The 12,048-nt window shown below is 62.2% G+C and carries 10 protein-coding genes; all 10 read left to right on the top strand.

Going from position 1 to position 12,048, the window contains the following annotated elements; genetic code table 11:
• The first annotated feature begins 121 nt into the window (after window positions 1–121).
• The 10 genes from ACQ4WS_RS21860 to yjfF all read left to right on the top strand — a co-directional run bounded on the left by ACQ4WS_RS21860 (window position 122) and on the right by yjfF (window position 11,927).
• The gene (locus ACQ4WS_RS21860) at window positions 122–553 is read left to right on the top strand and encodes a hypothetical protein (RefSeq protein ID WP_436479117.1); all 432 of its coding nucleotides are present in this window, start codon (window positions 122–124) and stop codon (window positions 551–553) included.
• The gene (locus ACQ4WS_RS21855) at window positions 550–1,620 is read left to right on the top strand and encodes an aldose epimerase family protein (protein ID WP_436479116.1); all 1,071 of its coding nucleotides are present in this window, start codon (window positions 550–552) and stop codon (window positions 1,618–1,620) included. Before ACQ4WS_RS21860 ends, ACQ4WS_RS21855 begins: the two co-directional genes overlap by 4 nt.
• A 196-nt stretch (window positions 1,621–1,816) precedes the next feature.
• Entirely contained in the window at window positions 1,817–3,559 is a 1,743-nt protein-coding gene (locus ACQ4WS_RS21850) for an IlvD/Edd family dehydratase (RefSeq protein WP_436479115.1), read from the top strand.
• Window positions 3,560–3,571: 12 nt separating this feature from the next.
• The gene (gene araD1 / locus ACQ4WS_RS21845; protein WP_436479114.1) at window positions 3,572–4,564 is read left to right on the top strand and encodes an AraD1 family protein; all 993 of its coding nucleotides are present in this window, start codon (window positions 3,572–3,574) and stop codon (window positions 4,562–4,564) included.
• The gene (locus tag ACQ4WS_RS21840) at window positions 4,561–6,138 is read left to right on the top strand and encodes an aldehyde dehydrogenase (NADP(+)) (RefSeq protein WP_436479113.1); all 1,578 of its coding nucleotides are present in this window, start codon (window positions 4,561–4,563) and stop codon (window positions 6,136–6,138) included. Before araD1 ends, ACQ4WS_RS21840 begins: the two co-directional genes overlap by 4 nt.
• 33 nt (window positions 6,139–6,171) lie before the next feature.
• On the top strand, window positions 6,172–6,939 hold the full coding sequence (locus ACQ4WS_RS21835) for an SDR family NAD(P)-dependent oxidoreductase (protein ID WP_436479112.1): 768 nt from the start codon (window positions 6,172–6,174) through the stop codon (window positions 6,937–6,939).
• Between the two features lie 412 nt (window positions 6,940–7,351).
• Window positions 7,352–8,326: an ABC transporter substrate-binding protein gene (locus ACQ4WS_RS21830; RefSeq protein WP_436479111.1), complete on the top strand. Its 975-nt coding sequence runs from the start codon at window positions 7,352–7,354 to the stop codon at window positions 8,324–8,326.
• A 9-nt stretch (window positions 8,327–8,335) separates the two neighbouring features.
• Window positions 8,336–9,877: a sugar ABC transporter ATP-binding protein gene (locus tag ACQ4WS_RS21825; RefSeq protein WP_436479110.1), complete on the top strand. Its 1,542-nt coding sequence runs from the start codon at window positions 8,336–8,338 to the stop codon at window positions 9,875–9,877.
• Window positions 9,874–10,956 carry an ABC transporter permease gene (locus tag ACQ4WS_RS21820; RefSeq protein WP_436479109.1) on the top strand — a complete coding sequence of 361 codons (1,083 nt, stop codon included), beginning with the start codon at window positions 9,874–9,876 and terminating at the stop codon, window positions 10,954–10,956. The genes ACQ4WS_RS21825 and ACQ4WS_RS21820 overlap by 4 nt, the downstream gene beginning before the upstream one ends.
• On the top strand, window positions 10,953–11,927 hold the full coding sequence (gene yjfF, locus ACQ4WS_RS21815; protein ID WP_436479108.1) for a galactofuranose ABC transporter, permease protein YjfF: 975 nt from the start codon (window positions 10,953–10,955) through the stop codon (window positions 11,925–11,927). The genes ACQ4WS_RS21820 and yjfF overlap by 4 nt, the downstream gene beginning before the upstream one ends.
• The last annotated feature ends 121 nt before the right edge of the window (window positions 11,928–12,048 follow it).

Raw genomic sequence — 12,048 nt, 5'->3', positions numbered from 1 at the left:
TTGATATCGAAACTGCGGAAAAATTGATTGGAGGGATTGTCGTCCAGCCCTTAAGATAAACGCCGAGCATGCGAACGACATGCAAGCAGCACAACGATATCAATACAGTATCTGGAGATGCATGATGCGCAACACCACCGGCCCGCTCGCGGCCACTTCTCCTCGTCCATTCATCTTGAAGGCAACCGTTGCGGCATTGGCCTGTATCGGCTTGCTGAGCACGGCTTCGGTATGGGCACAGGACGCGGTGGTGGCGGACGCCAGTGGCGAGTCTGCGGCGGAAGTGTCGGTCGTGACCGTCAGCGGGGTGCGCCGCGCCGACAGCATCGCCGGGCTGGCCGCCGCACCGAGCCGCGAAATCAAAGATAAATTGTTCCAGCACCGTATGTATGCGATCCGCAATACCATGCCCGCAGCTACCCGGACATCGTCGGCGCCCGCCTGTGGAACCCAGACCGCCACATGTTTTTCAAGCCGCTACGCCGGGATGCGCAAGGCATGCCCGTGTTTGGCCGCTCATCTACCCTGCAACGCTCCGGAGCCGACGCCATGACCCCAGTTGATTCTGTTTCAGTGACGCAAGCACCATTTGGCATCTTGCCCGATGGCCAACACGTCAGCGCATTTACCCTGACGAACCGCCAGGGCATGCAGGTGAAAGTGCTCGACTTTGGCACCATCATCAGCGCAATCCACGTGCCCGACCGCGACGGTAACTTTGCCGATGTGGTGCTGGGTTTCGAGCGCATCGAACCCTACCTGGCCAACAGCGCTTTCCTGGGCGCCGTCATCGGGCGCTTCGGCAACCGCATCGCCGAGGGACGTTTCAGTCTGGACGGCAAGGATTACCAGTTGGCCGTCAACAATGCGCCGAATCATTTGCATGGCGGCAACCAGGGCTTTCACCAGGTCATGTGGCAGGCCGAGCCGTTCACCAGGGACGATACCGTCGGCATCACGTTCACGCGCAGTAGCCCGCACGGCGAAGACGGCTATCCAGGCAAGCTGGACGTCACCGTCGTGTACGAACTAGACAACGACAACGCCCTGAGCCTGCGCTACCACGCCGTGACGGACCAGGCCACGCCCGTCAACTTGACCAACCACAGCTATTTCAACTTGGCGGGGCAGGGCACTATCCTCGGCCATGAGGTGACGATCAACGCGGACCGCTACCTGCCCGTCGATGCGGGGTCGATCCCCACGGGCGAACTGGCGCACGTGTCCGGCACACCGTTCGACTTGCGCCAGAGCACCGTCATCGGCGACAGCATCGATTTGCCGCATGAGCAGATCCGTATCGGCCGGGGCTATGACCATAACTTTGTGCTGAATCAAAAGCCGGGGAAATTGCTGAATCTGGCCGCCAGCGTGCGCGAGCCCGTTTCGGGACGGCTGATGCAGGTGTACACGCAGGAGCCGGGCATCCAGTTTTATTCGGGCAATTTCCTCGACGGCAGCCAGCACGGCAAGCAGGGCCCCATCCGCTACCGTGGCGCGCTGTGCCTGGAAACCCAGCATTTCCCGGATGCGCCGAACCAGTCCCACTTCCCCAGCACCATTTTGCGCCCGGGTCAGGTGTATCGGACGCAAACCGTGTACCGCTTTTCCGCCGAGTAAGCACCCCAGCAAAAACAGCCCACGCCCTGCCGCCACGCGCCCGCAGGGCGTTTTCATTGGGACATGCCGATACCGTTTTCGATATCGGAACGCATTAAAAAATGATTGGAAAGGCATGGCTGGATTCTTTAGTATTCCAACATCGCTGCCCGGGCCGACGACCTTAGATCTGGCTTGGCACAACCAGGAGAATGGCATGTCGGAGACAAAAAAGAAGCTTGCCCTGCGCTCGGCCGAGTGGTTTGGCTCGCAAGACAAGAATGGCTTCATGTACCGCAGTTGGATGAAAAACCAGGGCATACCTGACCACGAATTCCATGGCAAGCCCATCATCGGCATCTGCAATACCTGGTCCGAACTGACCCCCTGCAACGCGCATTTCCGCCAGTTGGCCGAGCACGTCAAGCGTGGCATCCTGGAAGCGGGCGGTTTCCCCGTGGAATTCCCCGTCTTCTCGAACGGCGAATCGAATCTGCGCCCCACGGCCATGCTGACGCGCAACCTGGCCTCGATGGACGTGGAAGAATCGATCCGTGGCAACCCGATGGACGCCGTCGTGCTGCTGGTCGGCTGCGACAAGACCACGCCGGCGCTGCTGATGGGCGCGGCCAGCGTCGACATTCCCACCATCGTCGTCAGCGGCGGCCCCATGCTGAACGGCAAACTGAATGGCAAGGATATCGGTTCCGGCACGGCCGTGTGGCAGTTGCACGAGCAGATGAAGGCGGGATCGATCACCTTGCACCAGTTCATGTCGGCCGAATCGGGCATGTCGCGCTCGGCCGGTACCTGCAACACCATGGGCACGGCCTCGACCATGGCCAGCATGGCGGAAGCGCTGGGCACGTCCTTGCCGCATAACGCTGCCATTCCCGCCGTCGATTCGCGCCGCTACGTGCTGGCGCACATGTCGGGCATTCGCATCGTCGAAATGGTGCACGAAGACCTGCGCCTGTCGAAAGTGCTGACGCGTGCGGCGTTCGAGAACGCCATCAAGGTCAACGCCGCCATCGGCGGTTCCACCAATGCCGTGATCCATTTGAAAGCGATTGCCGGGCGCATCGGCGTGCCCCTGGAGCTGGAAGACTGGACCCGTGTAGGCCGTGGCACGCCGACCATCGTCGACTTGCTGCCCTCGGGCCGTTTCCTGATGGAAGAGTTTTACTACGCGGGCGGCTTGCCGGCCGTGATACGCCGCCTGGGCGAAGGCGATTTGCTGCCGCACAAGAATGCGCTGACCGTCAACGGCAAGTCGCTCTGGGACAACTGCGTCGAAGCGCCCATCTACAACGATGAAGTGGTGCGCACCTTGGACAACCCGCTGCTTGCCGATGGCGGCATTTGCGTGCTGCGCGGCAACCTGGCCCCACGCGGCGCCGTCCTGAAACCATCGGCCGCCTCGCCGCATTTGATGCAGCACCGGGGCAAGGCTGTCGTTTTCGAGGATTTCGAGCACTATAAATCGCGCATTCTCGACCCGGACCTTGATGTGGATGCTAATTCAGTGCTGGTGATGAAAAATTGCGGCCCGAAAGGCTATCCCGGCATGGCCGAAGTGGGCAACATGGGCTTGCCGCCGAAGCTGCTGGCGCAAGGCATCACCGACATGGTGCGCATCTCGGACGCGCGCATGAGCGGCACCGCCTACGGCACCGTTGTGCTGCACGTGGCGCCGGAAGCCATGGCGGGCGGCCCGCTGGGCATCGTCAAGGATGGCGACATGATCGCCCTCGATTGCCACAATGGCAGCCTGAACATCGACATCAGCGACGCGGAAATCGCCGAGCGCCTGGCGAAGCGCGAGCTGGGCAGCGCGCCCGGGCCGAAGAGCGGCTACCAGCAGTTGTATATCGAACACGTGTTGCAAGCCGATGAAGGCTGCGATTTCGACTTCCTGGTCGGCAATCGCGGTTCCGCCGTGCCGCGCCACTCACATTAAGCGGAGAATTCCATGCTGTTGCTGCAATTTACGAATGAACACGGCGAGCGCCTCGTCGGCCTGCTGCAAGACGACCAGATCCGCTTCATCGAAGGCTACAACACCACGTATGCGCTGGCGCAAGACGCCATCCGCAAAAAGGTCAACCTGGCGGAGCTGGTCAATGCCACTGTCGGCAACACCACGCACTCCTATGCGGACGTGGCCGCTGCCGGGCGTGTATTGCCTCCGCTCGACCACGCGGACGAGGCGCACTGCTACGTGACGGGTACGGGCTTGACCCATCTGGGCAGCGCCGGCGCGCGCGACGCCATGCACAAGAAGATAGGCGGCGATGCGGAGTCGTTGAGCGACTCGATGAAAATGTTCCGCCTGGGCGTGGAAGGCGGCAAGCCGGCTGACGGCACGGCTGGCGCCCAGCCCGAGTGGTTTTATAAAGGCGACGGCTCCATCGTGCGCGCCAGCGGCCAGCCGCTGCGCATGCCGGACTTTGCCCTCGATGGCGGCGAAGAGCCGGAAATCGCCGGCCTGTACGTGATCGGCGACGATGGCCAGCCCTACCGTGTCGGCTATGCCATCGGCAATGAATTCTCGGACCACGTGACGGAACGCCAGAACTATCTGTACCTGGCCCACTCGAAGCTGCGTGCCTGCAGCGTCGGGCCGGCCCTGCTGGTGGGGGAATTGCCTGCGCACATCGCCGGCAATTCGCGCGTGCTGGACACTGCCGGCAATGTGCGCTGGGAAAAGGCGTTTGTCAGCGGCGAAGACAATATGTCGCACACGATTGCCAACCTGGAACACCATCACTTCAAGTATCCGCTGTTCCAGCGCCCTGGCGACGTGCACGTGCACTTCTTCGGTACGGCCACCTTGAGCTTTGCCGATGGCGTGAGCGTGGCGCCGGGCGAAACCTTTGAAATCGAAGCGCCGGCCTTTGGCCCTGCTTTGCGCAACCGGCTCGATGTCTTTCCAACCGCATTTGCGAAAGTGAGCACATTATGAGTTTCAACATCACCGGTGATGCATTGATCGGCGGCGTCGCCGTCAAGGGCAATGGCGGCTCCTTCGAAGCGTGGGACCCGGCTGCGCGCGCGCACATCGCGCCCGCCTTCCACATGGTGGACGCAGCGCAAATCGACGCGGCCTGCCGTCTGGCGCAAGCCGCGTTCGACCCGTTCCGCGCCACCACGGATGCGCAACGCGCCGATTTCCTGGACACCATCGCCGCGCAAATCGGCGAACTGGGCGACGAACTGATCGTGCGCGCCATGACGGAAAGCGGCTTGCCGCGCGCGCGCCTGGAAGGCGAGCGTGGCCGCACGGTGGGTCAATTGAAATTGTTTGCTGGCTTGCTGCGCGAAGGCTCCTGGACCGATGCGCGCATCGATTCGGCTTTGCCTGAGCGCACGCCGCCGCGTCCAGATTTGCGCTTGCGCATGATCGGCCTGGGCCCCGTCGCCGTGTTTGCGGCCAGTAATTTCCCGCTGGCCTTCTCCGTGGCCGGTGGCGATACGGCCTCGGCCCTGGCGGCCGGCTGCCCCGTCGTCTTGAAAGCCCACTCGGCCCACCCGGGCACGTCGGAACTGGTGGCGCGCGCCATCGTCAAGGCGATTGCCCTGTGCCAGCTGCCGGCCGGCGTATTCGCCTTGCTGACAGGCACGGGGAATGGCATCGGCCAGGCGCTGGTGGCCCATCCGGCCATCCAGGCCGTGGGCTTTACGGGGTCGCGTTCGGGCGGCATCGCCCTGATGAAGGTGGCGGCGGAGCGTGCGCAACCGATACCCGTATATGCGGAGATGAGCAGCATCAACCCCGTGTTTGTGCTGCCGCAAGCCTTGGCCGCCCGTGGCGCGGCCATTGCCAGCGGTTTTGCCGCTTCGCTGACGATGGGCGTGGGCCAGTTCTGCACCAATCCCGGTCTGGTGCTGGGCTTGGAAGGAGCCGACTTCACGGCCTTTGCCGCCGCTGCGGCCGAAGCGCTGGCGCCGGCGCCTGCCGCGACCATGTTGACGGCTGGCATCGCCAGCAGCTATGCCAAGGGCGTGGCCGCCCTGGCGCAGCACGCCGATGTGACGCCGCTGGTGCAAAACGCGGGCGAAGAAGGCAAGGGCGCCGCCGCCCTGTTCGTCACTTCGGGCGAGGCGTTTTTGGCCAGGCACGACTTGCGCGATGAAGTCTTCGGCCCGGCCTCGCTGCTGGTGGCTTACCGCGACATGCAACAATTGCTGGCGATCACGGAAAGCCTGGAAGGCCAGCTGACGGCCACCCTGCAAATGGATGCGGGCGACCTGATTGATGCGCGCCGTTTGCTGCCCGTGCTGGAACGCCGCGTGGGCCGCATCCTGGCCAACGGTTTCCCGACGGGTGTGGAAGTGTCGACGGCCATGGTGCACGGCGGCCCGTTCCCGGCCACCTCGGACGGCCGCAGCACGTCGGTAGGCACGGCGGCCATCAACCGCTTCCTGCGCCCCGTGTCTTACCAGAACCTGCTGCAGGACTTGCTGCCGGAATCGCTGCGCGACGATAATCCGCTGGGCATATGGCGCCGTCACGATGGCGTGCTGGGCAAACTTTAATCACAAAAATATAAATAAACAGGTGGAGACAAGATGAAGCAATTGGCGAAATATGGCAGCTTGCAGGGCAAGCGCGTGTTCATCACGGGGGGCGGCAGCGGCATCGGCGAGTCCCTGGTGGCGGAATTTGCCGCCCAGGGCGCGCTGGTGGCGTTTGTCGATATCGCCGTGGAAGCGAGCGAGGCCCTGTGCCGCCGCCTGGCCGCAGCGGGTTTGACGGCGCCCTTGTTCCGCCATTGTGACATCACGGATATTGCCTCTCTGCAAGCCGCCATGGCCGAACTGGCAGGCGAGCTGGGCGACTTCGATATCCTCGTCAACAACGCGGCCAATGACCAGCGCCACCAGGCGCAGGACGTTACGCTGGAATACTGGAACGAGCGTATTGCGATCAATCAACGTCCCATGTTCTTCACGTGCCAGGCTGTACTGGAAGGCATGAAGCGCCAGGGCGGCGGTTCCATCATCAACGTCAGCTCGATTTCCTGGCACATGAAGTCGGGCGGCTATCCCGTCTACGCCACCACCAAGGCGGCCGTCGTGGGCCTCACGCGGGGTCTGGCGCGCGATTATGGCGCCCACAATATCCGCGTCAACACGGTCACGCCTGGCTGGGTCATGACGCAGCGCCAGATCGAGCTGTGGGTCGACGACGCCGCCGAAGTGGAAATCAAGAAAAGCCAGTGCTTGCCAAGCAAGCTGATGCCACAAGATATCGCCGCCATGGTGCTGTTCCTCGCTTCCGATGATGGAGCGATGTGCTCCAGTCAAGAGTTCATCGTCGACGCCGGCTGGGTCTGACAAAACGTCCAGGGCGTTGTTGCAGGGTCGGATGTCATCGTACTGATGTACCAGCGTACTGTCTAGCCAGGCCCGGTCCCGCAAGCAACAAGAATGACTACGGCCAGTGCGCCGCGCACCTGGGCACGGGCATCTACAAAGGCATGTGGGTGGGGCCGGACTCTTCCATTCCGCATACCAAGGGCCGGCCGCAAGTCGATGCGCGCGACTTGAACCGCCATCAAAGCGGCCAATTACCGCTCGCCAAACGGTAAGGGGCCAGGAGATGTGTGCCAGCTGATACGCAAATCGGTATCGCAAGCGAAAAAGAATTGATTGGATGGCTATGTTGCTTTCTCCTACCATGGGTGCATAAAAAACCGCCCATCCGGCATTCGGCTGTGATGGTATTCCAAAAAAACTGGAGACAAGAATGACATTGACACGCCGCACACTCCTCGCCAGCGCCATGCTGCTGGCCTTTTCCGCCACCACCTTCGCTACCGCGTCCGCCTTCGCCGCCAAGCCCCTGGTCATGGGCTTTTCGCAGGTGGGCGCCGAGAGCGAGTGGCGCACCGCCAATACCGTCTCCATCAAGGAGGCAGCCAAGAAAGACGGTGTCACGCTGAAATTTGCCGATGCCCAGCAAAAGCAGGAAAACCAGGTCAAGGCGCTGCGCTCCTTCATTGCGCAAAAGGTCGACGTGATCGCTTTCTCGCCTGTCGTTGAATCGGGCTGGGATACCGTCTTGCGCGAAGCCAAGGCCGCCAAGATTCCCGTCATCTTGACGGACCGCGCCGTCAATGTGGCCGACAAATCGCTGTACGTGACCTTCATCGGTTCCGACTTCGTGGAAGAGGGCCGCCGCGCCGGACAATGGCTGCTCGAGCACGCCAAGAAAACCCCGGACGCCACCTTGAACATCGTCGAACTGCAGGGCACGGTGGGTTCCGCGCCGGCCATCGACCGCAAGGAAGGCTTCCAGGAAGTCATCGGCAAGAATGCCAAGCTGAAGATCATCCGTTCGCAAACGGGCGACTTTACGCGCGCCAAGGGCAAGGAAGTGATGGAGGCGTTCCTGAAGGCCGAAGGCAAGAAGATCAACGTGCTGTATGCGCACAATGACGACATGGCCATCGGCGCCATCCAGGCCATCGAAGAAGCGGGCATGAAGCCGGGCAAGGACATCATCATCATCTCCATCGATGGCGTGAAAGGCGCATTCGAAGCCATGATCGCCGGCAAGCTGAATGTCACCGTGGAATGCAGCCCGCTGCTGGGCCCGCAACTGATGTCCATCGCCCGCGACGTGGTGGCCGGCAAGCCCGTGCCAGCGCGCATCACGACGGTCGAAGGTGTGTTCCCTGCCGAGGTGGCCGCCAAGGAATTTCCGAACCGTAAGTACTAAGCTTGCCGCATGATGAAGACGCAAGCGCATCACAAGGCCGCGCCAGCTCCCCTGCTGGAGTTGTGCGGCATCAGTAAAGCCTTTCCCGGTGTCAAAGCCCTCAGCGATGTTGCCCTGCGCCTGTATCCGGGGGAAGTGCATACCTTGATGGGGCAAAACGGCGCGGGAAAGTCGACCCTGATCAAGGTGCTGACGGGCGTCTACACGCCCGACAGCGGCCAGATCCTGCTCGACGGCAAAGCCATCGCCCCAGCGTCCACGTCGGATGCGCAGGCGCTGGGCATCAGCACCGTGTACCAGGAAGTCAATCTGTGCCCGAACCTGTCGGTGGCGGAAAACATTTTTATCGGCCGTTATCCACGCCGCATCGGCATCATCGATTGGCGTGCCATGCAGCAACAGGCGCGTGCCTTGCTGCTGCAATTGCAGATCGATATCGACGTCACGGCGCCATTGTCCAGCTTCCCGCTGGCGATCCAGCAAATGGTGGCCATTTCGCGCGCGCTGAACATTTCGGCCCGCGTGCTGATCCTCGACGAACCCACGTCCAGCCTGGATGAGGCGGAAGTCACTCTGCTGTTTTCCGTGCTGCGCCGCCTGCGCGAGCAGGGCATGGCGATCCTGTTCGTGACGCATTTCCTGGACCAGACCTACGCCATTTCCGACCGCATCACGGTGATGCGCAATGGCGAGCGGGAAGGGGAATACGCGTGCAGCGAGCTGTCGCGCCTGGCACTGGTGAATAAAATGATCGGCGTGGCGGCCGACACGCAGGAACATACGCTGGACCTGGCGCAAGACGCGGGCACCGCCAGCTTTGGCCCCACCGTGCTGGAAGCGCAGGGCCTGGGCCGAAAGGGCGCCTTGCTGCCCATGGATTTCCACATCCGCCAGGGCGAATTGCTGGGCCTGGCCGGCTTGCTGGGGTCGGGCCGCACGGAACTGGCGCGCTTGCTGTTTGGCGCGGACAAGGCCGATTCCGGCTCCATCACCATGCAGGGCAAGCCGCGCCAGTTCAGCGTACCGCGCGACGCGATTGCCCAAGATATCGGCTTTTGCTCGGAAGACCGCAAGCATGAGGGGGCGATTTTGTCGCTGTCCGTGCGCGAAAACATCATCCTGGCTTTGCAAGCCCGCACAGGTTTGCTGCGCGCCATCCCGTTCAAACGCCAGCAGGCGCTGGCCGACGAATATGTGAAGGCGCTGGGCATCAAGACGGCCAGCATCGAGACGCCCATCGGCAGCCTGTCGGGCGGCAATCAACAAAAGGCCTTGCTGGCGCGCTGGCTGCTGACTTCGCCCGCCATGCTGATTTTAGACGAACCGACGCGCGGCATCGACGTGCGCGCCAAGCAGGAAATCATGACTTATGTGAGCAAGCTGTGCCGTAAGGGCATGGCGATTCTGTTCATTTCGTCCGAGCTGCCCGAAGTGCTGCGCTGCAGCGACCGCATCGTCGTCATGCGCGATCGCAAGGCTTGCGGCGACTATGCGCGTGGCGATCTGGACGACAGTTCCGTGCTGCAAGTGATCGCCGGAGATGCCACATGAGTTTATCCACACCCTCCAGCGCGCCACTGGCGCGTGCGGCTTCCCTTACGAATGCTTCCATGTTGCAGAGTGTCTTGCACCACCCTTTGAGCCGCCCCCTGGCCGCGTTGCTGTTGCTGCTGCTGGTCGACTTCTTCGCCATCCCTGGCTTTTTCCAATTGGAAATCCGCGACGGTCACCTGTACGGCAGCGTGATCGACATCGTCAACCGCGCCGCACCCTTGATGCTGGCCGCGCTGGGCATGACCCTGGTGATTGCCACGCGCGGCATCGATATTTCCGTGGGCGCCGTCGTGGCCCTGTCCGGCACCGTGGCCGCCATGCTGATCGGCGGCACCATGGTGATGGAGAATGGCGTGGCGACGTATGTGAGCAACATCCCCATGGGCTGGGCACTGGCGGCGGCCCTGGGCGCGGCCTTGCTGTGCGGCGCCTGGAATGGCGTGCTGGTGGCCGGCCTGGGCTTGCAACCCATCGTCGCGACCCTGATTCTGATGGTGGCCGGGCGGGGCCTGGCGCAGCTGTTGACGGATGGGCAAATCGTCACCGTCTACTATCAACCGTACTTCTTCATCGGCAGCGGCTACCTGTTCGGCTTGCCGTTCTCGCTGTTTCTCGTGGCTGCCGTGTTTATCATCACGGCCGTGCTGATGCGCAAGACGGCCCTGGGGCTGTTCATCCAGGCTGTCGGCATCAATCCTGTCGCCGCGCGCCTGGCCGGCATCAGGACGGCGACATTGATCTTCTTCGTCTACGTCTTTTGCGCCGCCTGCGCAGGGCTGTCGGGCCTGATGATCAGCTCGAACATCAAGAGCGCGGACGCGAACAATGCTGGCCTGATGCTGGAACTCGACGCCATCCTGGCCGTCACCCTGGGCGGGACGTCCCTGGCCGGCGGCAAGTTCAGCCTCGTGGGCAGCATGATAGGCGCCCTCATCATCCAGACCCTGACCTATACGATCTATTCGCTGGGCGTGCCGCCGGAAGTGAACATGGTCGTCAAGTCGGTCGTCGTGTTCCTCGTCTGCCTGTCGCAATCGTCGCAATTCAAGCAATTGCTGCATCGGAGAAAAGCATGAAGGGCTTGCTGCACACCCCGTATTTCACCTCGCTCGTCACGGTCTTGCTGCTGCTGGTGATGCTGGGCCTGGGCGGCGCCGCCTATCCGGGCCTGCTGTCGACGCAGGTCATTTTTAACTTATTGATCGATAACGCCTTTTTGCTAGTGATTGCCGTCGGCATGACCTTCGTGATTGTTTCCGGCGGCATCGATTTGTCCGTCGGCTCCGTGCTGGCCCTGTCGACCATGATCGCTGCCTGGCTGCTCCACGTGGCGCACTGGCCGCCGCTGCTGGTGATCGCCACCGTGCTGGCGCTGGGCACCGTGTTTGGCGCCGGCATGGGTGCGCTGATCCATTATTTCAAATTGCAGCCGTTCATCGTCACCCTGGCTGGCATGTTTCTGGCGCGCGGGCTGTGCTATTTGATCAGCATCAATTCCATCACCATAGCTGATCCGCTGTTCGTGGCCATGTCGCAGACGCAATTGGGGCTCTTGGGCGGCTTTGTCTCGCCCGGCGTGGTGATTGCCGTGATCACTTTGCTGCTGGCCATCTGGCTGGCGCACGCCACGCCGTTCGGCCGCGCCGTGTATGCCATCGGCGGCAATGAACAGTCGGCCCTGATGATGGGCTTGCCCGTGGGCCGCACCAAGGTGCTGATTTACGCCTTCAGCGGCTTTTGCGCCTCGCTGGGCGGCGTGCTGTTTTCGTTTTACATGCTCTCCGGCTATGGCTTGCATGCGCAAGGCACGGAGCTCGATGCGATTGCCGCCGTCGTCATCGGCGGCACCCTGCTCAGCGGCGGCTACGGCTATGTGGCGGGCGCCCTGTCAGGCGTGCTGGTGCTGGGCACCATCCAGACCCTGATCGCCTTCGACGGCACGCTCAGCTCGTGGTGGACCAAGATCGTCATTGGCGGCCTGCTGTTCGTCTTTTGCGTCGTGCAAAGACTGATGGCCATGGGCCAGAAAAATACCAAGGGGAGTTAAGCTTTATGTTGAAGCAACACAGACTTGCGTACAAGCCGGACGGCGGCATCGAGTTCATCCAGCAAACGGATGGACCGGCAGCCAATCCTGGCGCCGCCTGCAAGGCATCCTGAACGCTTGC

Source organism: Janthinobacterium leeuwenhoeki, from assembly GCF_051380795.1.
GTDB lineage: Bacteria > Pseudomonadota > Gammaproteobacteria > Burkholderiales > Burkholderiaceae_D > Janthinobacterium.
This window is presented reverse-complemented; position numbering and strand designations above follow the sequence as displayed.

Excerpts from the sequence above, each read along its gene's own strand:
- ACQ4WS_RS21860 (WP_436479117.1), top strand. The coding sequence starts at position 122 with ATGATGCGCAACACCACCGGCCCGCTCGCGGCCACTTCTCCTCGTCCA.
- ACQ4WS_RS21855 (WP_436479116.1), top strand. The coding sequence starts at position 550 with ATGACCCCAGTTGATTCTGTTTCAGTGACGCAAGCACCATTTGGCATC.
- ACQ4WS_RS21850 (WP_436479115.1), top strand. The coding sequence starts at position 1,817 with ATGTCGGAGACAAAAAAGAAGCTTGCCCTGCGCTCGGCCGAGTGGTTT.
- araD1 (WP_436479114.1), top strand. The coding sequence starts at position 3,572 with ATGCTGTTGCTGCAATTTACGAATGAACACGGCGAGCGCCTCGTCGGC.
- ACQ4WS_RS21840 (WP_436479113.1), top strand. The coding sequence starts at position 4,561 with ATGAGTTTCAACATCACCGGTGATGCATTGATCGGCGGCGTCGCCGTC.
- ACQ4WS_RS21835 (WP_436479112.1), top strand. The coding sequence starts at position 6,172 with ATGAAGCAATTGGCGAAATATGGCAGCTTGCAGGGCAAGCGCGTGTTC.
- ACQ4WS_RS21830 (WP_436479111.1), top strand. The coding sequence starts at position 7,352 with ATGACATTGACACGCCGCACACTCCTCGCCAGCGCCATGCTGCTGGCC.
- ACQ4WS_RS21825 (WP_436479110.1), top strand. The coding sequence starts at position 8,336 with ATGATGAAGACGCAAGCGCATCACAAGGCCGCGCCAGCTCCCCTGCTG.
- ACQ4WS_RS21820 (WP_436479109.1), top strand. The coding sequence starts at position 9,874 with ATGAGTTTATCCACACCCTCCAGCGCGCCACTGGCGCGTGCGGCTTCC.
- yjfF (WP_436479108.1), top strand. The coding sequence starts at position 10,953 with ATGAAGGGCTTGCTGCACACCCCGTATTTCACCTCGCTCGTCACGGTC.